The following is a 22723-nucleotide window of genomic DNA, read 5'->3' on the forward strand; positions in this document are numbered from 1 at the left end:
CGACCAGGCACACGCCGGTTGTGATAAGTCGCGGCTCCGTTACACTTCCCCCACCTGGCTCGATGATCATGCCCTGGACCTCCCTACCCTAAGACAGGAAAAAACCGCAGGCGTTCTCCGTCGGCGAGCCGTTCGGGTCGTATTCAAGGCATTCTTGTTGTGGCTCAACCTGGGTGCAGGAAACTTGCTCATTTTAGGGAGAAATGAGCAAAATTTGATAAGTTCTATGAGAACTGTAAAAACCCCCCAGTGACCTTTGCGCCTGCGCAAGCAGCCGCTTCCTGCGATAATTTTGGCCATGAAGGCACTCACATTCCACGCCGGGCCGCTGGCCCTGGCCCAGATCGGCGCGCACGGCCTGCGTGCGCAGGACATTGCCATCGTCCCTGCGGCGGCGGGCGGCCCCAAGGGATTGATCTTCCAGGCACTGGACCAGTGGATGTTCGGCGAATGGCTGCCGTCGGCGCCGCGCGAGCGTATGCTCATCGGTTCGTCGATCGGCGCCTGGCGCATGGCGGCCGCCTGCCAGCGCGACCCGGCCAAGGCCTTCGCGCGCCTGGGCGAACTGTACGCGGGCCAGCGCTACACCAGCAAGAAACCCACCCAGCAGGAAATCGACGAGGTGGTGCAGGGCCTGCTGGCAGAATTCGTGCGTGGCCACGAGGACGACATCGTCAGCCATCCGCACCACCGCCTGCACCTGCTGGCCGTGCGCGGCAAGGGCAGCCTGGCGGCGCCCGCGCATGCGCGCGCCGAGCTGCGCGGCTTTGCCGCGGCGGCACTGCACAATGCCGGCTCGCGCGCCTGGCTGGGGCGCCTGCTGGAGCGCGTCGTGATCGGCGACCAGCGCTCGGCGGCGCCGTGGCTGCGCGAGCGTTTCGATGGCTTCACGACGCATTTCTCTTCCCTGAGCCGCGAGAACCTGGCCAGTGGCCTGCTTGCATCGGGCACGCTGCCGCTGATCATGAAACCGGTCACCGGCATCGCCGACGTCCCGCCGGGCAGCTACTGGGATGGCGGCATCATCGACTACCACCTGGCCTTGCCCTATGCGCGGGCGGCGGGGGAGGCGAAGGGCGACCTGGTGCTGTACCCGCACTTCACCCAGCACATCGTGCCGGGCTGGCTGGACAAGGGCTTTCCGTGGCGCCGGGCCGCGCGCGGCGCCAACCGCGGCTGGCTCGACAACGTGCTGATCATCGCGCCCTCCGACGACTTCGTGCGCAGCCTGCCGCGCGCCAAACTGCCGGACCGGGCGGATTTCAAATTCCATGGCCTCGACCATGACGCGCGCATCCGCGACTGGCAGCGCGCGATCGGGGCAGGGCAGCGGCTGCGCGACGAGCTGGCCGAGTTCGTGGCCAGGCCCGACCTGTCGCTGCTCAAGGCGATCTAGCCTGGCGCCGCAGAAGCGCAGCCGTCGAATTCCGTATCGAACCATCCATCAGGCTTGCAGGCACCGAGCAGCAGCGCGTGGATCCGGCCGCTGCGCTGCGCCAGCGCTGCCGGGTTCTTCGACGGGTGGTAGTGGTTGGGCGCCTTGATCATCGCTACCAGCCGCACGAATTCCGGTTCCGTCGCTGCCGCGAGCGGCTTGCCCAGGTAGCTGCGGGCGGCCTGTTCGAGCCCCTTGATTTGCCGTCCCTGGTGCGTGCCCATGTAGACCGTGGCCATGTAGCGTTCCAGCTGCGCGCGCTTGGACAGCCGGGCGTCCAGCACCAGCGCCATCACGTCGCGGCCCAGGTCGATGCGCTTGCAGCAGGCGAATACGCCACGGTAGGCATCCTGCAGCAGGCCTCTTGTCCCGTCGAGACGGCCATGCACCAGAAACAGGTCGCGCGCCAGCGCCGATGAAATGGTGGCGACGCCCTGGCCCTGGCCGATGCTCAAGCCGGCATGCTGGTAGAACCTTGGGTCTTCGACACGCAACAGGATCGCGGCCTGCCGCTCGGACAGCTGCACGGTTTCAGTCACCGGCGCCGAGGCGATCGCGTCGTCGAAGGACAGCCATGCCCACGCCGCCACGATGGCCAGATAAACCAGCAGCAGCGCAGGGATCAGCAGCCACGGCTTGCGGGGCGCGGTGAGCGGAATTGCGTGCAAGGCCATGGCGTTCCAATCGGTCGGAAATTTCGAATCTTATCAGCAACAATCCCAGTCGGATATGTACTGTTAGGCACAACAGCGGGTCCGGCGCACGCCGTTTTTTTCGGCAACCCATAGCGTCCGAGGTTACAATGTGGGGTTTTGGAGCCGGGCTTTCCTTTCCGCTCCGCGTCCACCGAATTAGAAAGAATTCCCATGAGTCTCCAATGCGGCATCGTCGGCCTGCCGAACGTCGGCAAGTCCACCCTGTTCAACGCCCTGACCAAGGCCGGCATCCCAGCCGAGAACTACCCGTTCTGCACCATCGAGCCGAATGTCGGCGTGGTCGAGGTGCCGGATCCGCGCATGGAAGCGCTGGCGGGCATCGTCAAGCCTGAGCGCATCGTGCCGGCGATCGTCGAGTTCGTCGACATCGCGGGCCTGGTGGCCGGCGCGTCGAAAGGCGAGGGCCTGGGCAACCAGTTCCTGTCGCACATCCGCGAGACCGACGCCATCGTCAACGTGGTGCGCTGCTTCGAAGACGACAACGTGATCCACGTTTCCGGCAAGGTCAGCCCGATCGACGACATCGAAGTGATCCAGACCGAGCTGGCGCTGGCCGACATTGGCGCCGTCGAGAAGGCGATCCACCGCGAGAACAAGAAAGCGCGTTCGGGCGACAAGGACGCGGCCAAACTGGTGGCGATCTGCGAGCGCATGCTGCCGCACCTGAACGAAGGCCAGCCAGTGCGCACGATGGGCCTGGATGCCGACGAGATGGCCATGATCCGCGAACTGCACCTGATCACGGCGAAGCCGGCGATGTTCGTGGCTAACGTGTCCGACACCGGTTTCACCAACAACCCGCTGCTGGACCAGCTGACCGAATTCGCCAAGAAGCAGAACGCGCCGATCGTGGCCATTTCCGCTGCCATCGAATCGGAAATCGCCGAGATGGAAGACGCGGACAAGAAAGATTTCCTGTCCGACATGGGCATGGAAGAGCCGGGCCTGGACCGCCTGATCCGCGCCGCCTACAACCTGCTGGGACTGCAGACCTATTTCACCGCCGGCGTGAAGGAAGTGCGCGCCTGGACCGTGAAGGTAGGCGCCACCGCCCCGCAGGCGGCCGGCGTGATCCACACCGACTTCGAGCGCGGCTTCATCCGCGCCCAGACCATCGCCTACGACGACTACATCACCTACAAGGGTGAAGGCGGCGCCAAGGAAGCGGGCAAGATGCGCGCCGAGGGCAAGGAATACATCGTCAAGGATGGGGATGTGCTGAACTTCCTGTTCAACGTTTGAAGGAAGTCTGAATTCAAGCGCGTCCGACATAGATGCAAAAATCCCCGGCACATGCCGGGGATTTTTTTTTGCCACTGTCGCTAATTTTTACACCAAGACATCGACATGCTAGGCAAAAATACCAAAGTACTTGAAAATAAACAATATTTTCCACCTGGCATGGTCGTTGCTTATTTGCCCTGTAATTACAACTAGGGATAATAATGAAAAAACTTCTCTCCGCACTGGCACTGGCCCTTGGTTTCGCCGTTTCCTCCGCTGCCGGCGCTGCCGTCATCAGTGGCAGCATCTCCACCATCGATGGCAACAACGACGGCGTCGCCGACCTCAAGATCTCACGCGTGATGTTCACCGTCACTGCAGGCACCCACGTCTTTTTCGACTCGCTGGTTCGCGAGTCAACCGGTGTCGATCTGAACGGCGACGGCAAGATCACGGGCTTCGACAACTTCATGGTGTTGTACAACACCAGTCTGCAATCGGTCGCGTCCAACGACGATTCGTCGGTCACTTTTGGCGATGGTTCGGTACACGTCTATGATTCCACGATCGACTGGACCTTCGACGTCGCCGGCACCTACATGATTGCCCTTGGTCAGCTGAGCTTTTCCGACGCTGAAGGTGTACAGGGTTACGATGTCAACCGCAGCTACAGCGCCTACGATGGCACGGAAAACTTTGGCGCCTGGCGCCTGACCATGACTGCCACTGGCGGCACGCTGTCCGGCCTGCGCGAAGTTGGCGTCGATGCGGCCGACGTGCCGGAGCCAGCCTCGATGGCGCTGCTCGGCGTCGGCCTGCTTGGCTTCGCCGCCTCGCGCCGCAAAGCGGCCAAGGCCCGCGCCCAAGCCTGAGCGTCCCGCAGGCAAGCCCGCCCAGCGCGGGCTTTTTTTCCGACTGGCGCTCGCTGCCGCAGGCGCGGCCTGTGGTGCTGCTTCCCGCAAGCCGCTATCATTGCTGGCTCCTACAGCCCTTCCCGGGTTCACGGTCCGGAGACTTCCAATGCGAGCAAACATCCTTCACACCATCGGCATGACCTTGGCGCTGACCGCCATTCAACCGGCACGCGCGCAGGACGCAGTCAAGTGCACCTCCTGCGATGAATGGAACAAGCCAGCCGCCCCCTTCAATATCTACGGCAATGCCTGGTATGTCGGCACCGCCGGCCTGTCGGCCGTGCTGGTCACCGGCCCGCAGGGGCACGTGCTGCTGGACGGCGCGCTGCCGCAGTCGGCGCCTCTCATCCAGAAGAACATCGAGGCGCTCGGCTTCAAGATGAAGGATGTCAAGCTGATCCTCAATTCGCATGCGCATTTCGACCACGCGGGTGGCATCGCCGCGCTGCAAAAGGCCAGCGGCGCCACGGTCGCCCACAGCCCGCACGGCGCCCAGGTGCTGCGCGATGGCACGCCAGGGACGGACGATCCGCAGTACGACCCGAACGACCGTTTTTACATCCCGAAAGTCACGCAGGTGAAGGAAGTCGCGGATGGCGAAACGCTGTCGGTCGGGCCGCTGCGCTTGACCGTGCACCATACGCCGGGCCACACGCCCGGTGGCACGACGTGGACCTGGCAGTCGTGTGAAGGCAGCAAGTGCCTGGATATCGTCTATGCCGACAGCCTCACGCCGGTGTCGACCGACGGGTTTTACTACAGCGGCGGCGCGGGCTATCCGGAGCGGGCCGCCAGTTTCCGAAGCACTATCGCGAAGGTCGCGAACCTGAAGTGCGACATCGTGGTGGCGGCGCATCCATCGGCGACCGATGCGTTTGCGAAGGCAGTGGCGAAGACGGCACAGGCGAATGCGTTCATCGATCCGGAGGGGTGCCGCAAGCTGGCGGCGGGGGCGAGCCGTCACTTCGATGTGCGGCTGCGGAAGGAGCGCGACGAGAAGGCGAAGGCGGGCGCTCGCTGAAGTTTTTTCTCTTGCATGCGGTGGTGGCTGCGCGGCGAAATTGGGCACCGGCCTTCGCCGGTGCGACGGTCTTGGGGTTAGTGGGGGCTGATGCCAAGCCCCGTAATCCCTGCCATACTGTCGGCCTCTAGTCGCAAGGTTGACAGCGTGGCCACCGTAACCGAACTCGTTCTCTACCCGATCAAGTCCTGCGCGGGCGTGTCCGTGCCCGAGGCGCAGTTCGGGATATCGGGCCTGGTGGCCGGTGGCGTGCATGACCGCGAGTGGATGCTCGTCACCCGCGAAGGCCTGTTCCTGACCCAGCGCGAGTACCCGCGCATGGCCCTTGTCACGCCCCGCATCGATGGCGGCGCGCTGGTGGTCGATGCGCCCGGCATGCCGCCACTACGCCTGCCGCTGGCGCACGACGCCGCCGCGCCTACCGTCGATGTCCAGATCTGGGACGACCACGTCAGCGCCGCGGATTGCGGCGACGCGGCCGCAGCGTGGTTCGGGGATGCAATCGGCGGCGCCTGCCGCCTGGTGCGCTTTCGCTTGGGTGCCCAGCGTCCCACCAGCACCAAGTGGACCGGGGGCGCGCCGTCCGAAACCCGCTTCGCCGACGGCTACCCGGTCCTGGTGATCGGCCAGGCCTCGCTGGACGACCTCAACGCCAGGCTGCAGGCGGCCGGCCGCGCGTCGCTGCCGATGAACCGTTTCCGCCCGAACCTGGTCGTCGACGGCCTGGAAGCCTTCGAGGAAGACTTCGTCGCCTCCTTCGAGGCCGGCGGCCTGGCGCTGCGCCCGGTCAAACCCTGCGCCCGTTGCCCGATCCCCTCCATCGACCAGGCGACCGGGATTCCCGGCCCGGATCCGCTCGACATCCTGCAGGACTACCGCGCCAACCCGCGCATGGAAGGCGCGGTGTGCATGGGCATGAATTGCATCGTCGCCGAAGGCGCGGGAGGCAGCCTGCGGGTCGGCCAGCAGCTGGAAGCAAACATTAATTTTTGACCATCTGTAAAAACTTTGTGTCGCGAAATCGCCCATTCAGGGCGGTTTTCATTTCCAAGGAATGGAAGATGGCGTAATGTTACGGCTATTGCTGAAAGGAATTTTCGATGCACGAGCCGGATGCGCAGACGCGGGAACTGATGTTGGAGAACGAGACACTGCGTTCCCGCATGACCTACCTGCTCGAACAGGCTGAGCGCAACCATTCGATCATGTGCCGGCACCAGGCCTTCGACCTGAAAATCGTCGGCGCCACCTCGTTCCAGGAACTGGTCACGACCATTTTCGAGACCCTGCCGGTCATCTCCGACCTCGATACCGTCACCCTGTCGCTGGTGGACCCGGAAGCCGATATCTACACCGTCATGCACAAGCTGGGCGTGGATTACGAAGTGCTGCCCAATCTGCTGTTCTGCGAGCATGCGGGCGAACTCGGTTTTCGCCAGGACGAGGGCCGCCGCCCGAAGCCGCTGCTGGGACCCTATGCGCCGTCGCGCCACGGCGGGATGTTCCCGCATCCGCCGCCGGGCCTGCAGAGCGTTGCCATGGTGCCGCTGCTGCGCAATACCCGCCTGATCGGCAGCCTAAACCTGGGCAGCGCCGACCCGAACCGCTTCACGGCGGCGCTGGGCACCGATTTCGTCGAGCACATGGGATCGATCGTCGCGATCTGCCTCGAGAACGTGATCAGCAACGAGATGCTCAAGTTTATCGGCCTGACCGATTCGCTCACCGGCGTCTACAACCGCCGCTACATCGACCGCCGCCTGGTGGAAGAGATCGCGCGGGCGCGCCGCCAGGGCTACCGCATCTCCTGCATGTACATCGACATCGACCACTTCAAGCGGGTCAACGACACCGTCGGCCACCAGGGCGGCGACGAAGTGCTGCGCGAAGTGGCGCAGCGGATCAAGGCGGAGCTGCGGATCTCGGACGCGCTGGGCCGCTTTGGCGGCGAGGAGTTCGTGGTGCTGCTGATCGACGCCGACCTGGAAAGCGCAAGCATGGTGGCGCAGCGGATCCGCGCCAGCGTGGCCCTGACGCCGGTGGGCCTGGCGACGGGCGAGCATGTGCCGGTGACGGTGTCGATCGGCGTGGCCACGCTGGCCGATTTCGAACGCGACCACGCGATCGAGGGCGTGGCGCAGGACCTGGTGGCGCAGGCCGATGGGGCCTTGTACCAGGCCAAGGCCAGTGGGCGCAATCGGGTGGTGTCGGTGGCGTAAAACGCGGCGCACCGATGCCGGCGTGATGTGAACGCGCGGCCGGGAGACCCGGCCACCCTACAACAAGCGGCTCTCGGCCCGGCTCACCGCATCGCCCGCCCCGCGCAACACCAGCACATCCCCCGCCAGCATCACGGTCTCCGGATCGAACGTCAAACTCTGCCCATTGCGCCGCAGGGTCGTTACTTCGGCTCCCACTTCTTCCAGCGCCATCTCGGCGATCCGCCGCCCGACCGCGGCGGCCTCGTTGCGCAGCGTCACCGAGTGCAGCCGCACATAGGTGTGCTCCAAATCGTCCGTGACGTCGCCCGCGCCGTGGAAGTAGCCGCGCAGCGAGGCGTAGCGTTCGTCGCGCGCCATTTGCACGCGGTGCACCACGCGGCGCAGCGGCACGCCCATGGTCACCAGCGTGTGCGAGGCGAGCATCAGGCTGCTCTCCAGTGCTTCCGGCACCACTTCGGTGGCGCCGGCCTTCTTCAAGACATCGAGGTCGCTGTCGTCGTGGCTGCGCACGATGACGGCCAGGTTCGGCGCCAGCTCGTGCACCAGGTGCAGCACCTTGAGGGCCAGGCGGGTGTCGGCGAAGGTGACCACCAGCGCGCTGGCGCGGTTGATGCCGGCGGCGATCAGGCTTTCGCGGCGCGCGGCGTCGCCGTAGGACACGTTGGCGCCGGCCGCCTGCGCTTCCTGCACCCGTTCCGGGTCCAGGTCGAGCGCGTACCAGGGCAGCTTTTCTTCGGACAGCAAGGTGGCCAGGCTCTGGCCGCTGCGGCCGAAGCCGGCGATGATCACGTGCTTTTGCGTCTTCATGGTGCGGCTGGCGAGCTGGGTCAGCTGCAGCGACTGCATCATCCATTCGTTCGAAGCGACCTTCATGACCAGCTTGTCCATGTTGTCGATGACGAAAGGCGCGACCAGCATCGACAGCACCATCGAGGCCAGCACCAGCTGCAGCAGGAAGGGGTCGACCAGCTTCGAATCCATGGTGAGATTGAGCAGCACGAAGCCGAATTCGCCGGCCTGGGCCAGCGCCAGGCCGGTGCGCATGGCCACGCCGTCGCTCGACCCGAAGGCCTTGGCCAGGGCGGCGATGATGGCGAACTTGAGCGCCACCGGGAACAGCACCAGCGCCAGCACGATCCACCAGTTCTCCAGCACCAGGCTGACATTGAGCAGCATGCCCACCGTGATGAAGAACAGCCCGAGCAGCACGTCGCGGAAGGGCTTGATGTCTTCTTCCACCTGGTGCTTGTACTGGGTTTCCGAAATCAGCATGCCGGCCACGAACGCGCCCAGCGCCAGCGACAGGCCGGCCTGCTCGGTGATCCAGGCCAGGCCCAGCGTCACCAGCAGCAGGTTGAGCATGAACAGCTCCTGCGAACGGCGCTTGACCACGATGGTGAACCACTTGCGCATCAGCTTCTGGCCGAAGAACAGCAGGATGGCCAGCACCACCGCCGCCTTCACCGCGGCCCAGCCGAGCGTGACGGCCAGGTCTTCCGCCGGGCGCGACAGCGAAGGGATCAGGATCAGCAGCGGCACCACCGCCAAGTCCTGGAACAGCAGGATGCCGATGATGCGCCGCCCGTGTTCGCTCTCGAGCTCGATGCGCTCGGTGAGCATCTTGACCACGATCGCGGTGGACGACATGGCCAGCGCGCCGCCCAGCGCAAAGGCGGCCTGCCAGCTGACGTGCAGGCTAGGCGCCCACCACGAAATGAACTGTCCGAATATCATCGCCGCCACGATCGTCAATACGACCTGGGCCAGGCCCAGCCCGAATACGATGCGGCGCATCGACTTGAGCTGGCTCAGCGAAAACTCCAGCCCGATCGAAAACATGAGGAACACGATGCCGAATTCGGCCAGCGCATGGGTGGCCGGACTCTCGTTGGCGAGCGCCAGCGCATGGGGGCCGATGAGGACGCCGGCGGCCAGGTAGCCGAGCATCGGCGGGAGGTGAAGCATCCGGAAGGCGACCACGCCAAGCACGGCGCAGCCCAGCAGGAGCAGGGTCAGTTCAAGTCCGGAATGCATTGTCCCTATTGGTCTTGTTGTAGTTTGTTACGTCTGGCAAGTTTTTTGCTTACCCAATTCGTTTATACTTCCATGATGAGTGTAACCGATGAAAAAATAATGCTGAAAAGTTTTGACGCAGCCCAGGCGCGCCGCGTGCTCGAGCTGGGCCGCGAGACCCTGGCCATCGAAGCCGACGCCATCCGCGCCCTGCATGCCCGCCTCGGCGACGACGACCATTTCGTGTGCGCAGTCCAGATGCTGGTCGGCTGCACCGGCCGCGTCGTGGTCTCGGGCATGGGCAAATCCGGCCACATCGGGCGCAAGATTGCCGCCACCCTGGCCTCCACCGGCACCCCGGCCATGTTCGTGCACCCGGGCGAAGCCGCCCACGGCGACCTCGGCATGGTGACCCCGCACGACGTCTTCATCGCCATCTCCAACTCGGGCGAATCGTCCGAGCTGCTGGAAATCCTGCCGGCCATCAAGCGCATGGGCAGCCCGGTCATTTCCATGACCGGCAAGCCGCACTCGCGCCTGGCCAAGCTGTCCGAGATCCACCTCGATATTTCGGTGGCCAAGGAAGCCTGCACCCTCAACCTGGCCCCCACCACCAGCACCACCGTCACCCTGGCCATGGGCGACGCGCTGGCCGTGGCGCTGCTCGACGTGCGGGGCTTTCGCGAGGAAGACTTCGCCATGTCGCACCCGGGCGGCGCCCTGGGCCGCCGCCTGCTCACCCACGTGCACGACGTCATGCGCACCGGTGAAGCCATCCCGAGCGTGGCGCCGGATACGCCGCTGGCCAAGGCCTTGCTCGAAATCAGCCAGAAGGGCATGGGCATGACCGCCGTGGTCGATGAAGAACGCCGCCCGGTCGGCGTGTTCACCGACGGCGACCTGCGCCGCCTCATCGAGCGCCTGCACGACTTCTCGAACATCCTCATTCGCGACGTGATGCACGCGGGTCCGCGCACCGTCCATCCGGAACAGCTGGCGGTCGACGCCGTCGCCGTGATGGAAGAATTCCGCATCAACCAGATGCTGGTGGTCGATGCCGACGGCCGCCTGGTGGGCGCGCTGCACATCCACGACCTGACCCGCGCCAAGGTGATCTGATGACCCCGCTAGAACACATGCAGCGCGCCGCGCGCGTGAAAGTCATGATCTTCGACGTCGACGGCGTGCTCACCGACGGCAGCCTCACCTATGGCCCGGACGGCGAAGTGACGAAAACCTTCAACGTGCTCGACGGCCTGGGCATCCAGCTGCTCAACAAGACCGGGGTGCAGACCGCGATCATCAGCGCGCGCCTGTCGCCGATCGTCGTCAAGCGCGCCGCCGACCTGGGCATCTCGCATGTCTACCAGGGCGTGCACGACAAGCGGGTCGGCTTCGCCAAGCTGCTGGAAGCGACCGGCGTCACCGCGGAAGAATGCGGCTACATCGGCGACGACGTCATCGACCTGCCGCTGCTCATGAAAGTCGGCTTCGCCATCGCCGTGCCCTCGGGCCACCCGGAAGTGCAGCACCGCGCCCACTACGTCACCAAAAACGGCGGCGGCCGCGGCGCCGTGCGCGAAGTGTGCGACCTGGTGATGCGCGCGCAGGGCACCTACGAGCAGGCGCTGGCTCCCTACTTCGCCTGAGCGAACCATGGTCAACTACAAGCGCACCGCCCACCGCTGGAGGCTCCTCGCGATCATGATGATCGGGGTGTTCTGCGCCTTCGGCAGCTTCTGGCTGGTGCAGGTCATGCAGGACGACGACAGCGGCGCTGGCCTCGGTGGGCCGCTGGACGAGCCGGACTACATCGTGGAAAACTTCTCGTTCGTGCGCATGACCGAAGAGGGCAAGCCGAACTACGTGGTATCGGGCAAGCGCCTGACGCACCGGCCGCTGGGCGACGTGTCCGAGGTCGAGCAGCCGGTGGTGCAGGGCATGACGCCCGGCCGCCCGCGCATGACCATCGTGGCGAAGCAGGGCCGCGTCTATCACGAAGAACACCGCGTCGACCTGCTCGGCAACGTCGACATCCAGCGCCCGGCCACGCCCACCAGCGAAGCGCTGCGCGTGCGGACCCAGGCGCTGACAGTGCTGCCCGACGAAGAGATCATGAAGACCGACAAGCCGATCGAGATGCAGCTTGGCGCCGCCACCGTGCAGGGCACCGGCATGGTCGCCAACAACGCGACCCAGAAGCTGCACCTGGCCAGCCGCGGCCAGATCGTCTACCCGCCGCGCCCGCGCCCTTGATCGGGAACATGGCGCCGCATCGTGACAACCCAGGACAAGCCAATATGAAAAAACTAATCGCAGCCGCCTTCCTGACCCTGGCCGCCTTCGGCGCCTCGGCCGAGCGCGCCGACTCGCTCAAGCAGGCGGTGATCAATTTCGACTCGCTCGACGTCGATGAAGTCACCCAGACCCGCATCCTCACCGGTAACGTCGTGCTCACGCGCGGCACCCTGGTGCTCAAATCCGACCGCGCACTCGTGAAGGAAACGCCGGAAGGCTACATGAGCGTGACGCTCACCGCGGCCGGCGGCAAGCTGGCCACCTTCCGCCAGAAGCGCGACGGCGGTCCCGACCTGTGGGTCGAGGGCCAGGCCCAGCGCATCGAGTACGACGAGCGCGCCGAGCTGGTGAAGCTGTTCTCCACCGCCGAAGTGCGCGAGCTGGAAAACGGCCGCATGACCAACGAGATCAAGGGGCCGTTCATCTCCTACGACAACCGCAAGGAAGTCGCCACGGTGCGCAACGACGCCAGCGGCGCCAGCAAGATCGGCGGCGGCCGCGGCACCCTGATCATCGCGCCGCGCCGCACCACCCCGGCCGCCGCGGCGGAGGGCGCGAAACAATGACGACCGTGCGCGAAGGCTGCAGCACCCTGATCGTCAAGGGCCTGCAGAAGAGTTACGGCAAGCGCCTGGTGGTGCGCGACGTGTCGCTGCAGGTGGAATGCGGCGAAGTGGTGGGGCTGCTGGGCCCGAACGGCGCCGGCAAGACCACCTCGTTCTACATGATCGTGGGCCTGGTGCCGTCCGACGCCGGCTCGATCGACATCAACGGCACCGACATCTCGAGCCTGCCGATCCACAGCCGCGCGGTCATGGGCCTGTCCTACCTGCCGCAGGAAGCCTCGGTGTTCCGCAAGCTGACCGTGGAAGACAATATCCGCGCCGTGCTCGAGCTGCAGCGGGTGGACGGCAAGCCACTGAGCAAAGACCAGATCAACGAACGGCTCGACACCCTGCTGGCCGAGCTGCAGATCGAGAAGCTGCGCGAGAACCCGGCGCTGTCGCTGTCGGGCGGCGAGCGCCGCCGCGTGGAGATCGCGCGCGCGCTGGCCACCAACCCGCGCTTCGTGCTGCTCGACGAACCTTTCGCAGGCGTCGACCCGATCGCCGTCATCGAGATCCAGCGCATCGTGCGCTTCCTGAAAGAGCGCAACATCGGCGTCCTGATCACCGACCACAACGTGCGCGAGACGCTCGGCATCTGCGATCGCGCCTACATCATCAACCAGGGTGCGGTGCTGGCGTCCGGCCGGCCCGACGACATCATCGCCGACGAGTCGGTGCGCCGCGTCTACCTGGGCGAACACTTCCGAATGTAACGATGAAACAGTCACTGCAGCTCCGTACCTCGCAGCACCTGGCGCTCACGCCGCAGCTGCAGCAGTCGATCCGGCTGCTGCAGTTGTCCACGCTCGAACTGCACCAGGAGATCGAGCAGATCCTCACCGATAACCCGCTGCTCGAACGCCTCGACGATCCGCTCGACCACTCGGTGCGCCTGCTGGCCGACGGCGCGATCAGCAGCAGCACCGGCAATGGCGAGGCGCCGCCGGCGCCGCCAGGGCAGGAGCAGGGGGCGGCAGCCGACGCTCCCAAGCCGGAAGGCGAGGGCGGCGACGACGGCGGCGACGGCGACCGCGACCGCGGCGAAGCCGACAGCGACTGGGGCGGCGAGGGCGGCGGCGCGCGCAGCGGCGACGACGAGGATGGCCGCCCGCAACTGGAAGCCTGCAGCACGACCTTGCGCGAGCACCTGACCGAGCAAGTGCACACCACCGGCTGCGGCACGCGCGACCGCGCGCTGGCCGAGCTGGTGATCGACGCGCTCGACGACAACGGCTACCTGGAAGAACCGCTGGACGACATCCACGCGCGCCTGCCCGAAGAGCTCGAGGTCGAGATGGACGAACTGCGCTGCGCGCTGGCGCTGGTGCAAAGCCTGGACCCGGTCGGCGTGGGTGCCCGCAGCGCGGCCGAATGCCTGGCCCTGCAGATCCGCCGCATGCCCGGCGTGCCGCTGGTGACGCGGCGCCTGGCCCTGAAGATCGTCGAGGGTTACCTGAGCTGGTTCGCGCAGCGCGAATACACCAAGCTGAAAAAGGCCCTCGATTGCGACGACGAAGACCTGCGCGAGGTACAGGCCGTGGTCCGCCAGTGCAATCCGCATCCCGGTGCGGCCTTCGGCTCGAACGTGTCGGACTACGTGGTGCCGGACGTGATCGTGCGCCGCGCCAAGAACGGCTGGTCGGTCACGCTGAACCCGGACGTGATGCCGAAACTGCGCGTCAATGCGATGTACGCCAACCTGCTCAAGCAGGGAAAAAGCGAAATGCAGATGGGCGCGCAACTGCAGGAAGCCAAGTGGCTGATCAAGAATATGCGCCAGCGTTTCGATACAATCCTGCGCGTGGCCGAGGCAATTGTAGAGCGCCAGCGCAACTTTTTCAGCCACGGCGCGGTTGCCATGCGCCCCCTTGTGCTGCGCGAGATTGCTGATACACTAGGCCTACACGAGAGCACGATCTCGCGTGTGACCACGCAGAAATACATGCTGACCCCGCATGGCATGTTTGAGCTGAAATATTTCTTTGGAAGCCACGTCGCCACCGAAGCGGGGGGAGAAGCCTCCTCGACGGCGATCCGCGCGCTCATTGCGCAATTGACAGGAGCAGAAGACCCTAAGAACCCTCTATCCGACAGCAAGATCGCGGAAATGCTCGGGGAACAAGGTATGGTCATCGCGCGCCGGACGGTTGCCAAATACCGTGAAGCGCTCAAGATACCTCCCGTCAGCCTCCGCAAGTCTCTGTAAAGCACTGTCCCACCTACCTTGAGGTGCCGGACAGGGCAACATTTCTAAGGAGTGTGTATGAACCTCACAATCAGTGGACATCATCTTGAAGTGACTCCCGCAATTCGTGAATACGTTCAGAATAAGCTCGAGCGCATTACCCGCCATTTCGACCACGTCATCGACAGTCACGTGTTCCTCGCCATCGATAACCTCACTGAAAAAGAAAAACGGCAAAAAGCCGAGATCAACCTACAGGTATCGGGCAAGACCCTGCATGTGGCCAGCGCGGCGCAAGACCTGTATGCGGCGATCGACACCTTGATGGACAGGCTGGACAGGCAGGTTCTCAAGCATAAATCGATGTTGCAAGACCATAACCACGTGGCGCACAAGCGCCTTCCGGACATCGGAGAAGCCGCCGCTGCGTAAATCGCGCGAAGGCAAGTACAGCAAGGGCGTCTGAGGGGACGCCCTTTTTGCATCCTGGACCCCTTGGATCCCCGCCTGTTACACGTCCACGCTTGCCCACTGCCCCGGTCCTTCTGTAGGATGCATGTCTTTTCGATCACCGACCACCATCATGACCGACACCGTCCTGACCCGCGTCGCCAACCGCACCGGCGTCATCACGCTCGACCGCCCGAAGGCCCTGAACTCCCTCTCGCTCGACATGGTGCGTTCGCTGACCGCGATCCTGCGCGCCTGGGAGCATGATGCCGGCATCGACGCGGTGGTCATCACCAGCACCAGCGAGAAGGCGCTCTGCGCGGGCGGAGATATCCGCTTCTTCCACGAGATGGGCCACGCCGGCCCGATGGGTGGCAGCGCGCTGCTGGAAGACTTCTTCACCGAAGAATACGCACTGAACCACCTGATCCATTTCTATCCGAAGCCTTACATCGCCATGATGGACGGCGTGGTGATGGGCGGCGGCATGGGCATCGCCCAGGGCGGTCCCGATTGCGGCCTGCGCATCGTCACCGAGCGCAGCAAGGTCGCCATGCCGGAAGTGAACATCGGCCTGTTCCCCGACGTGGGCGGCAGCCACTTCCTGTCGCATGCGCCGGGGCAGCTGGGGCAGTACCTCGGGCTCACCGGCTTGACGATCGGCGCGGCCGATGCGATCTATGTGGGCCTGGCGGACCTGTTCGTGCCGGGCGAGAAGATGGGCGCGCTGATGGCGCTGGTGGATTCCACGCCAGGCGGCGAGCTGCCTGCGGCGATCCGTGCGTTCGCCGCGCCGTTTGCGGGGCAGGCGGGCGCCAGCGAGCTGCAGGCCCAGCGCGGCGTGATCGATGCGCACTTCGGCGCGGCGTCGGTGGCCGGGGTGATGGCATCGCTGGCGCGCGATGAAAACCCGTTCGCGCAAAAGGCGCTCAAGGCCATGCGCCAGCGTTCACCCTTGATGATGTGCGTGACGCGCGAACTGCTGCTGCGCGGCGCCGCGCTGGACGTGGCCGATTGCCTGCGCATGGAACGCAACCTGGTACGGCGCAATTTCGAGCATGGGGAAGTATTGGAGGGGGTGCGGGCGCTGGTGATCGACAAGGACAATGCGCCGAAATGGAATCCGGCGACGCTGGAGGAAGTGAGTGCGGAAATGGTGGAGAGGTTCTTCGAGCCGGTGTGGCCGGAATATGCGCACCCGCTGCGGCATCTGGCTTGAGTTACCAGGTAATCGTTTCAACCACCTGCCTAAAGTCCGTCGTACGCGCCACTGGCGCGTACGACGGTTTTACGGGTGGTGGTGCTAAGCGCGTATAAGTATCAAGTGAAGGCGAAACGACTCACACCACCGCATGCTTCGGCTGTTCCCGATGCCGCACGATCACCCGTTCGGTCCCATTGAAATACGCCCCCAGCCTTTCCGCCATGTACACCGAGCGGTGCTGCCCGCCGGTGCAGCCCACCGCCACGGTGAGATAAGACCGGTTATCGGTCTTGAACGACGGCAGCCACTTGGCGACAAAATTCTTGATATCTTCCAGCATATCCGTCGCACTCGGCTGCGCATCGAGGAACGCAATCACCGGGGCATCGCGCCCGGTGAGCGGGCGCAGCGACAAGTCGTAATACGGATTCGGAATCGCCCGCACATCGAACACGAAGTCCGCATCCAGCGGCACCCCCACCTTGAACGCGAAGGACTCGAAGAACAGCGTCATCGGCGCCTGTTCGATGTCGGCCAGTTCCTTCACCCACGCACGCAGCTTGTTGGCCGACAGTTCCGAGGTGTCGATCACGTGCCCCAGGTTCTCGATGGCGGACAGGCGTTCGCGTTCCTCGGCAATGCATTCGATCAGGGTACGGCGCGAAGCTGGATTCTCGCCGGGACGCAGTTCGTGCGACAGCGGATGGCTGCGGCGGGTCTCGGAGAAGCGGGCCACCAGCGAATGCGTGCTCGAGGTCAGGAACATGACCTTGACGTTGTGGCCTTCTTCTTTCAGGTGGCGCACGCTGACCGGCAGTTCGACCAGCGATTCGGCGCTGCGCGCATCCACCGCGACGGCGATCTTGTCCGTGCCTTTTTCGTTGACTGCGTAGACCAGGGCCGGCAGCAGGGCCGGCGGCAGGTTGTCGACGCAGTAGTAGCCTGCGTCTTCCAGGACATTCAGGGCAACCGACTTGCCCGAGCCGGAAATACCGGTAATGAGGACGATGTGCATGGCGCGATGATACCGCAAGCGCGATGGACTTGTCCTTCTGTCCTATGCGGCAAGGGTCAGTCGGCGCTCATGGCCTGACGTTGCCGCTCCATGAATTCCTGCAGCGTATCGATGCCGCGCAACTGCAAAATGGTGTTGCGCACGGCGGCCTCGAGCAGCACCGCGATGTTGCGGCCGGCCGCGACGGGGATCACGACCTTGCGCACCGGCAGGCCGAGCACGTCTTCGGTCGGGAAGTGGAAGGGCAGGCGTTCGACCTCTTCGTCCAGCGCGCCGCGCTTGACCAGGTGGACGATCAGCTTGAGCCGCATCTTGCGGCGCACCGCGGTCTCGCCGAAGATCGCCTTGATGTCCAGCAGGCCCAGGCCGCGCACTTCCAGCAGGTTCTGCAGCAGCGGCGGGCAACGTCCTTCGATCATGTTGGGGGCGATACGCGAGAATTCCACGGCGTCGTCCGCTACCAGGCCGTGCGAGCGCGAGATCAGTTCCAGGCCCAGCTCGCTCTTGCCCAGGCCCGAGTCGCCGGTGATGAGCACGCCAACGCCCAGCACGTCCATGAACACGCCATGCATGATCACGCGCTGCGCCAGCTTCTTGGACAGGTAGACGCGCAGGAAGTCGATCACCTGCGCCGCCGGCAGCGGGGTCGAGAACAGGGGGATGTTCTGGTCGTCGCAGATGGCGAGGATGTCGGGCGGGGTTTCCAGGCCTTGCGCGATGATCAGCGCAGGCGGGCCGCCGCCGATCAGCTCGCCGATCACGTGGGTGCGCGAGCTCGATTTGAGGCGGTGATAGTAATTGAGTTCCTGGTGTCCAAAGACCTGGATCCGGCCGGGGTGGATCAGGTTCAGGTGGCCCACCTGGTCGGCGGCCGAGGCCGCGTCGCCCGCAATTTGCCGTTCGCCGCCGGGGAAGCCCGCGAACCAGCCAAGCTGCAGGCTGTCGCGGTTGTCGTCGTACAAGCGCTGGATCGTCAGCGGAGTCTGCAGCATGGGCATGGGCATCAGGGCACGGCGAGATTGCCGAGCAGATAGTGTAGCGTAACTTTAGCCGAGGGCTTGCAGGCTCGGTTGCCAGTTGATGATGCGCTCATGGACCGACTTCGGGTCCGGGTCGGTGGCCAGCGCATTGCGCACGGCTTCGTCCGAGAACAGCTCGGCGATTTCCGACAGGATTTCCAGGTGCTGCTGGGTGACGTGGTCCGGGATCAAGAGGAAGAACAGCAGGCTGACCGGCTGTCCGTCGGGCGACTCGAACGGGATCGGCTCGACCAGGCGCACGAAGGCGGCCAGCGGGGACTTGAGGCTCTTCGATCCCTTGATGCGGCCATGCGGCACGGCGACGCCGTGGCCCAGGCCGGTGGAGCCGAGACGCTCGCGTGCGAACAGGTTGTCCGACACGGTGGAGCGTGCGATGCCACAGTTGTTTTCGAAGATCAGGCCAGCCTGCTCGAACGCGCGCTTCTTGCTGGACACTTCCAGGTCCAGCTGCACGTTCTCGAGCGAGAGGATTTTGCTAAGGTTCGTCATCACTTTTGTGCCGAGGCACAGATAGGGGTGTTTGCGAGGCGGAATTATAGGCCTGTTTTAAGGCAGCGGCATGCGAATTCGCGTCTGTACAAGCATACAGTGGGACAGATGTGGATGGCTTGTCCGATGGGTGGTGTTTTGTTACGAAATGTACGCTCTGCCTAAACGCAATTTCCTAAATGAAATTTCCGACAAAGCGATGCAAACGCAGGCCGTTCAGGCCAAGTACTGCCGTTTTGACGCGTCATGCTCAATTTTTAATCAGAGAACGGTGATGCTGTTTTGGCACGACATGGCGGCGTGGCGTGTGGCCGAAAACGCACAGCCGCCCAAGTTTTCATCGACTTTATTGCCGTGCCGTGCGCAGGTTGCCCGGCTTGCCGGTGCTGAAATTGGCGCGCCACGGGTTGATGTCGAGGCCACCGCGACGCGTGTAGCGCGCGTAGACCGCCAGCTTGGTCGGCTTGCACTGGCGCAGCACGTCCATGAAGATGCGCTCCACACATTGCTCGTGGAATTCATTGTGTTCGCGGAAGCCGATCAGGTACTTGAGCAGGCCTTCCTGCTCGATCTGCGGGCCGACGTAGCGGATCTGCACCGTGCCCCAGTCCGGTTGGCCGGTAACCAGGCAATTGGACTTCAGCAGGTGCGACACCAGGGTCTCTTCGACCGGGCTCGCGTCGTGGTCGGCCGTGAGCAGGTGGGGCGAGGGCAGGTACTGGTCGATTTCCACGTCCAGGCGGTCCAGCAGCGTGCCCTCGAGTTCGCCCATTTTCAATGAACCGAAGGCGTCCGGCGTGGTGATGCTCACGTGCACTGGCGAACCGAAGGCGGCCGACAGGTCCTGGCGCAGCAGTTCGACCAGGGCGTCGGTGCCCGCCACCCGGGTCTGGTTGAAGGAATTCAGGTAGAGCTTGAAGGACTTCGATTCGACGATGTTGGGCGAGTCGCTCGGCGCCGTGATGGTGGCGATGGCTACCTGCGGCTTGCCGCGCATATTCAGCCACGACAGTTCGTAGGCGTTCCAGATGTCGACGCCGAAGAAGGGCATGGTGCCGGAGTCTGCGGTCAGGCCCAGCTCTTCACGCTTCTGCGCGCGCGGGATCGGGAACAGGAGCTCGGGGGCGTACTGGCTTTGGTAGGCGGAGGATTTGCCGAGGGGGGATTGGTCAGGTGTAGTCATAGTGATGCGCTTGTGGCGCGTAGGGTGGGCGGCTATGCCGCCCGCGCGTTCAACGAAAAATTGCGGGCCACAGCGTGGGTAACACTGCGGCACGAACTTGGGCCCCGGCCTTCGCCGGGGCGACGTGCATCAGATAGGGGCTGGTTTGACGAAAACTAGACGCCCAGGAACAACTTATAAACGGGATTGGCACTCTCATCCCAATACCGGTATCCCAGCGTGGCCAGCAGTTGCCGGAATTCGTCCATCTCGGCCGCCGGCACCTGCAGGCCCACCAGGATCCGTCCCACATCGCCGCCCTGGTTACGGTAATGGAACAGCGAGATGTTCCAGTTCGGCGCCATGCTGTCGAGGAAGCGCATGAGTGCGCCTGGGCGTTCGGGGAACTCGAAACGATACAGCAATTCGTCCTGCGCCAGCGCGCTTTTCCCGCCCACCAGGTGGCGGATGTGCAGCTTGGCGAGCTCGTCGTGGGTCAGGTCGAGGGTGCGGAAATCGTGCTCCTCGAAGGTGCGGGCGAGCAGGCTCGATTCGCTGCGGCTGCCGATCTGCACGCCGACGAAGATGTGCGCTTCGCGCGCGTCGCTGATGCGGTAGGTGAACTCGGTGACGTTGCGCGGACCCACCAGTGCGCAGAAGCGGCGAAAGCTCCCGCGCTGCTCGGGGATGGTCACCGCGAACACCGCCTCGCGCGATTCGCCCAGCTCGGCGCGTTCGGCGACAAAACGCAGGCGGTCGAAGTTCATGTTGGCGCCGCAGGCCACCGCCACCAGGGTTTCTGCCTTGACCGGATTGCGCGCCATCTGCGAACGCTCGATATAGGCCTTGGCGCCGGCAATGGCTAGTGCGCCGGCCGGTTCCAGGATGCTGCGCGTGTCCTGGAACACGTCCTGGATCGCGGCGCAGATCGCGTCGGTATCGACGATGATGATCTCGTCCACCACCTGCTGCGCCACGCGGAAGGTTTCTTCGCCCACCAGGCGCACCGCGGTGCCGTCCGAGAACAGGCCGACGTCGGTCAGCGTCACGCGCTGGCCGGCCTTCAGGCTGCGCGCCATCGCGTCCGAATCGTTGGTCTGCACGCCGATGATCTTGATGTCGGGCCGCACCGCTTTCACGTAGGCGCCCACGCCCGCCACCAGGCCTCCGCCGCCGATGGCGACGAAGATCGCATGGATCGGGCCGGAGTGCTGGCGCAGGATCTCCATGCCGATGGTGCCCTGGCCGGCGATCACGTCCGGGTCGTCGAAGGGGTGCACGAAGGTCAGGCGCTGCTCTTTTTCCAGCAGCAGCGCGTGGTTGTAGGCGTCGGTATAGGAGTCGCCGTGCAGCACCACTTCCACGCTGGCGCCGCCGCGCGCTTTCACGGCGTCGATCTTGACCTGCGGGGTGGTGGTCGGCATCACGATCAGGGCGCGGCAGCCGAGGCGGGCGGCGGACAGGGCCACGCCCTGGGCATGGTTGCCGGCCGACGCGCAAATGACGCCGCGCTTGAGCTGCTCGGGCGTGAGGTTTGCCATCTTGTTGTAGGCGCCGCGCAGCTTGAAGCTGAACACGCTCTGCATGTCCTCGCGCTTGAAGTAGATGCGGTTGTTCATGCGGCTGGAGAGCACCGGCGCGTATTCGAGCGGCGTTTCTTGCGCGACGTCATAGACGCGGGAGGTCAGGATTCTCTTGAGGTAGTCGGTAGTCATGGTCGGCAATCGGGTGTTCAATGCCGGCGGGGATGGGCCGGCGGTCCGGACGACGCACACTGTTCTGCCAGGAGGGTGACCGGGGCGCGCAGGTCGATACGGGGCGCTGGGTGGCAGGCTCGGCGTATCGTGTCGTTACGATAAGTGATCCTCATTATAATGGACACCCACCCACATCGTGCACGCGCGCCTATTTGATGATCGAATCCGCCGTCCTCTGGCTGCTGAAAGTCCTTGCCGCACCGACCGTCGGGCTCACCTCCGTCTTCGTCATCGCTTTTGTCTCGGCCACCCTGCTGCCGCTCGGGTCCGAGCCGGCCGTGTTTGCGGTGGTCAAGGCCAACCCGGCCATGTTCTGGCCGGCGATTTTGGTTGCCACCATCGGCAACACACTGGGCGGGGCGGTGGATTACTTCATCGGCTACCGCGCCAAGATCGCCTTTGCCAAGGAACGCCAGAGCCGCTGGTTCGGCTGGCTCAAGAAATACGGCGCCAAGACCATGCTGCTGTCCTGGGTGCCGGCCGTGGGCGACCCGTTGTGCACGCTGGCCGGCTGGCTGCACCTGCCGTTCTGGCCGAGCGTGATGTACATGGCCATCGGTAAGTTCGCGCGCTACATCACCATGACCGTGGCGCTGCTGTATATCCCGGATGGCTTCTGGAAGCGCCTGGGCGACCTGCTCGGGGGCTGGATCGGGTAAGTCGCTGCTTATTTCCGGTCGCCGGACACGATCGATACTGTGTTCTTCACGTCGGCAAGTTCAAAGCGCGCCGCAGTCCGGGTTTTCGCGAAACCAGACCATGCCGGTTTCTTTTTAGGTGAACGGGAATCGGGCGGCGGAAATCCGCACGCGCTGGCCACGAACATGAGCAGGCCGAGCACTGGCTTGTGGCAGAGGGAATAGGGAAGGCGCTGTCACCCTTTGCTATGGATGGGTTTGATTGCCAGGCGCAGCAATCCCTCGGCAGACGTGACGCGCCCGCCATCGAGCGCCCTGCGCCAGCCCAGGTA

At 64.5% G+C, this 22723-nt stretch carries 22 protein-coding genes; 15 read left to right on the forward strand and 7 right to left on the reverse strand.

Translation table 11 applies throughout. The annotated features are described in order from the left end of the window. Positions 1 to 298: 298 nt before the first annotated feature. Positions 299 to 1396: a patatin-like phospholipase family protein gene (locus BM031_RS12955; protein ID WP_091874997.1), complete on the forward strand. Its 1098-nt coding sequence runs from the start codon at positions 299 to 301 to the stop codon at positions 1394 to 1396. On the opposite strand, the gene BM031_RS12960 is transcribed toward BM031_RS12955, so the two are convergent. Further along, positions 1393 to 2109: a transglycosylase domain-containing protein gene (locus BM031_RS12960; protein ID WP_091874998.1), complete on the reverse strand. Its 717-nt coding sequence runs from the start codon at positions 2107 to 2109 to the stop codon at positions 1393 to 1395. The genes BM031_RS12955 and BM031_RS12960 overlap by 4 nt on opposite strands. Before the next feature lie 192 nt (positions 2110 to 2301). Here BM031_RS12960 and ychF point away from each other — a divergent pair, with 192 nt between their 5' ends. From ychF to BM031_RS12985, 5 genes are all read left to right on the forward strand, one after another. After that, the gene (gene ychF, locus BM031_RS12965; protein ID WP_091874999.1) at positions 2302 to 3393 is read left to right on the forward strand and encodes a redox-regulated ATPase YchF; all 1092 of its coding nucleotides are present in this window, start codon (positions 2302 to 2304) and stop codon (positions 3391 to 3393) included. A gap of 203 nt (positions 3394 to 3596) precedes the next feature. Next, a complete protein-coding gene (locus BM031_RS25935; protein ID WP_091875000.1) occupies positions 3597 to 4247 on the forward strand; it encodes a DVUA0089 family protein in 651 nt (216 codons plus the stop codon). Between the two features lie 148 nt (positions 4248 to 4395). Then, positions 4396 to 5310, forward strand: coding sequence for a subclass B3 metallo-beta-lactamase (gene bla / locus BM031_RS12975; RefSeq protein WP_229408851.1), 915 nt, complete (start codon positions 4396 to 4398; stop codon positions 5308 to 5310). Between the two features lie 147 nt (positions 5311 to 5457). Further along, the gene (locus tag BM031_RS12980; RefSeq protein ID WP_091875002.1) at positions 5458 to 6303 is read left to right on the forward strand and encodes an MOSC domain-containing protein; all 846 of its coding nucleotides are present in this window, start codon (positions 5458 to 5460) and stop codon (positions 6301 to 6303) included. A gap of 107 nt (positions 6304 to 6410) precedes the next feature. After that, complete coding sequence (locus tag BM031_RS12985; RefSeq protein ID WP_091875003.1) at positions 6411 to 7529, forward strand: GGDEF domain-containing protein; 1119 nt, start codon at positions 6411 to 6413, stop codon at positions 7527 to 7529. Positions 7530 to 7586: 57 nt separating this feature from the next. On the opposite strand, the gene BM031_RS12990 is transcribed toward BM031_RS12985, so the two are convergent. Continuing rightward, positions 7587 to 9566: a monovalent cation:proton antiporter family protein gene (locus BM031_RS12990; RefSeq protein WP_091875004.1), complete on the reverse strand. Its 1980-nt coding sequence runs from the start codon at positions 9564 to 9566 to the stop codon at positions 7587 to 7589. A gap of 75 nt (positions 9567 to 9641) precedes the next feature. Between BM031_RS12990 and BM031_RS12995 the strand changes: the two genes are divergently transcribed. The 8 genes from BM031_RS12995 (at position 9642) to BM031_RS13030 (ending at position 16305) form a co-directional block, all read left to right on the forward strand. Beyond that, positions 9642 to 10664, forward strand: a complete 1023-nt coding sequence (locus tag BM031_RS12995; protein WP_091875091.1) for a KpsF/GutQ family sugar-phosphate isomerase — start codon at positions 9642 to 9644, stop codon at positions 10662 to 10664. After that, the gene (locus tag BM031_RS13000; protein ID WP_091875005.1) at positions 10664 to 11194 is read left to right on the forward strand and encodes a KdsC family phosphatase; all 531 of its coding nucleotides are present in this window, start codon (positions 10664 to 10666) and stop codon (positions 11192 to 11194) included. The genes BM031_RS12995 and BM031_RS13000 overlap by 1 nt, the downstream gene beginning before the upstream one ends. Positions 11195 to 11201: 7 nt before the next feature. Further along, complete coding sequence (lptC, locus tag BM031_RS13005; protein WP_091875006.1) at positions 11202 to 11801, forward strand: LPS export ABC transporter periplasmic protein LptC; 600 nt, start codon at positions 11202 to 11204, stop codon at positions 11799 to 11801. 44 nt (positions 11802 to 11845) lie between these two features. Continuing rightward, positions 11846 to 12409 (forward strand): lipopolysaccharide transport periplasmic protein LptA, encoded by a 564-nt coding sequence (gene lptA / locus BM031_RS13010; protein WP_091875007.1) that lies wholly within the window; start codon positions 11846 to 11848, stop codon positions 12407 to 12409. After that, the gene (gene lptB / locus BM031_RS13015) at positions 12406 to 13164 is read left to right on the forward strand and encodes an LPS export ABC transporter ATP-binding protein (RefSeq protein WP_091875008.1); all 759 of its coding nucleotides are present in this window, start codon (positions 12406 to 12408) and stop codon (positions 13162 to 13164) included. The genes lptA and lptB overlap by 4 nt, the downstream gene beginning before the upstream one ends. 2 nt (positions 13165 to 13166) lie before the next feature. Beyond that, positions 13167 to 14657, forward strand: a complete 1491-nt coding sequence (locus tag BM031_RS13020) for an RNA polymerase factor sigma-54 (RefSeq protein WP_091875009.1) — start codon at positions 13167 to 13169, stop codon at positions 14655 to 14657. Between the two features lie 57 nt (positions 14658 to 14714). After that, positions 14715 to 15068: a ribosome hibernation-promoting factor, HPF/YfiA family gene (gene hpf, locus BM031_RS13025; RefSeq protein WP_091875010.1), complete on the forward strand. Its 354-nt coding sequence runs from the start codon at positions 14715 to 14717 to the stop codon at positions 15066 to 15068. 151 nt (positions 15069 to 15219) lie between these two features. Then, entirely contained in the window at positions 15220 to 16305 is a 1086-nt protein-coding gene (locus BM031_RS13030; RefSeq protein WP_091875011.1) for an enoyl-CoA hydratase/isomerase family protein, read from the forward strand. Between the two features lie 121 nt (positions 16306 to 16426). On the opposite strand, the gene rapZ is transcribed toward BM031_RS13030, so the two are convergent. The 5 genes from rapZ to ilvA form a co-directional block, all read right to left on the reverse strand. Then, on the reverse strand, positions 16427 to 17305 hold the full coding sequence (rapZ, locus tag BM031_RS13035) for an RNase adapter RapZ (protein ID WP_091875012.1): 879 nt from the start codon (positions 17303 to 17305) through the stop codon (positions 16427 to 16429). Between the two features lie 56 nt (positions 17306 to 17361). After that, the gene (gene hprK / locus BM031_RS13040) at positions 17362 to 18297 is read right to left on the reverse strand and encodes an HPr(Ser) kinase/phosphatase (protein WP_091875092.1); all 936 of its coding nucleotides are present in this window, start codon (positions 18295 to 18297) and stop codon (positions 17362 to 17364) included. Positions 18298 to 18351: 54 nt separating this feature from the next. Continuing rightward, a complete protein-coding gene (locus BM031_RS13045) occupies positions 18352 to 18834 on the reverse strand; it encodes a PTS sugar transporter subunit IIA (RefSeq protein WP_091875013.1) in 483 nt (160 codons plus the stop codon). A 346-nt stretch (positions 18835 to 19180) separates the two neighbouring features. Next, positions 19181 to 20017, reverse strand: coding sequence for an NADPH-dependent 7-cyano-7-deazaguanine reductase QueF (gene queF, locus BM031_RS13050; RefSeq protein ID WP_091875014.1), 837 nt, complete (start codon positions 20015 to 20017; stop codon positions 19181 to 19183). Positions 20018 to 20172: 155 nt separating this feature from the next. Continuing rightward, positions 20173 to 21711, reverse strand: coding sequence for a threonine ammonia-lyase, biosynthetic (ilvA, locus tag BM031_RS13055; protein WP_091875015.1), 1539 nt, complete (start codon positions 21709 to 21711; stop codon positions 20173 to 20175). 197 nt (positions 21712 to 21908) lie between these two features. On the opposite strand from ilvA, the gene BM031_RS13060 reads away from it, so the two are divergent. After that, complete coding sequence (locus BM031_RS13060; RefSeq protein ID WP_091875016.1) at positions 21909 to 22412, forward strand: YqaA family protein; 504 nt, start codon at positions 21909 to 21911, stop codon at positions 22410 to 22412. Positions 22413 to 22723: the final 311 nt, after the last annotated feature.

The sequence above is a fragment of the Massilia yuzhufengensis genome, assembly GCF_900112225.1.
GTDB lineage: Bacteria > Pseudomonadota > Gammaproteobacteria > Burkholderiales > Burkholderiaceae_D > Telluria > Telluria yuzhufengensis.

Excerpts from the sequence above, each read along its gene's own strand:
- ilvA (WP_091875015.1), bottom strand. The coding sequence starts at position 21,711 with ATGACTACCGACTACCTCAAGAGAATCCTGACCTCCCGCGTCTATGAC.
- queF (WP_091875014.1), bottom strand. The coding sequence starts at position 20,017 with ATGACTACACCTGACCAATCCCCCCTCGGCAAATCCTCCGCCTACCAA.
- BM031_RS12985 (WP_091875003.1), top strand. The coding sequence starts at position 6,411 with ATGCACGAGCCGGATGCGCAGACGCGGGAACTGATGTTGGAGAACGAG.
- rapZ (WP_091875012.1), bottom strand. The coding sequence starts at position 17,305 with ATGCACATCGTCCTCATTACCGGTATTTCCGGCTCGGGCAAGTCGGTT.
- BM031_RS12955 (WP_091874997.1), top strand. The coding sequence starts at position 299 with ATGAAGGCACTCACATTCCACGCCGGGCCGCTGGCCCTGGCCCAGATC.
- BM031_RS12990 (WP_091875004.1), bottom strand. The coding sequence starts at position 9,566 with ATGCATTCCGGACTTGAACTGACCCTGCTCCTGCTGGGCTGCGCCGTG.
- BM031_RS12960 (WP_091874998.1), bottom strand. The coding sequence starts at position 2,109 with ATGGCCTTGCACGCAATTCCGCTCACCGCGCCCCGCAAGCCGTGGCTG.
- BM031_RS13020 (WP_091875009.1), top strand. The coding sequence starts at position 13,167 with ATGAAACAGTCACTGCAGCTCCGTACCTCGCAGCACCTGGCGCTCACG.
- lptC (WP_091875006.1), top strand. The coding sequence starts at position 11,202 with ATGGTCAACTACAAGCGCACCGCCCACCGCTGGAGGCTCCTCGCGATC.
- lptB (WP_091875008.1), top strand. The coding sequence starts at position 12,406 with ATGACGACCGTGCGCGAAGGCTGCAGCACCCTGATCGTCAAGGGCCTG.
- hprK (WP_091875092.1), bottom strand. The coding sequence starts at position 18,297 with ATGCTGCAGACTCCGCTGACGATCCAGCGCTTGTACGACGACAACCGC.
- BM031_RS13000 (WP_091875005.1), top strand. The coding sequence starts at position 10,664 with ATGACCCCGCTAGAACACATGCAGCGCGCCGCGCGCGTGAAAGTCATG.
- BM031_RS13060 (WP_091875016.1), top strand. The coding sequence starts at position 21,909 with ATGATCGAATCCGCCGTCCTCTGGCTGCTGAAAGTCCTTGCCGCACCG.
- BM031_RS13045 (WP_091875013.1), bottom strand. The coding sequence starts at position 18,834 with ATGACGAACCTTAGCAAAATCCTCTCGCTCGAGAACGTGCAGCTGGAC.
- BM031_RS12995 (WP_091875091.1), top strand. The coding sequence starts at position 9,642 with ATGAGTGTAACCGATGAAAAAATAATGCTGAAAAGTTTTGACGCAGCC.
- BM031_RS13030 (WP_091875011.1), top strand. The coding sequence starts at position 15,220 with ATGACCGACACCGTCCTGACCCGCGTCGCCAACCGCACCGGCGTCATC.
- lptA (WP_091875007.1), top strand. The coding sequence starts at position 11,846 with ATGAAAAAACTAATCGCAGCCGCCTTCCTGACCCTGGCCGCCTTCGGC.
- hpf (WP_091875010.1), top strand. The coding sequence starts at position 14,715 with ATGAACCTCACAATCAGTGGACATCATCTTGAAGTGACTCCCGCAATT.
- bla (WP_229408851.1), top strand. The coding sequence starts at position 4,396 with ATGCGAGCAAACATCCTTCACACCATCGGCATGACCTTGGCGCTGACC.
- BM031_RS25935 (WP_091875000.1), top strand. The coding sequence starts at position 3,597 with ATGAAAAAACTTCTCTCCGCACTGGCACTGGCCCTTGGTTTCGCCGTT.
- ychF (WP_091874999.1), top strand. The coding sequence starts at position 2,302 with ATGAGTCTCCAATGCGGCATCGTCGGCCTGCCGAACGTCGGCAAGTCC.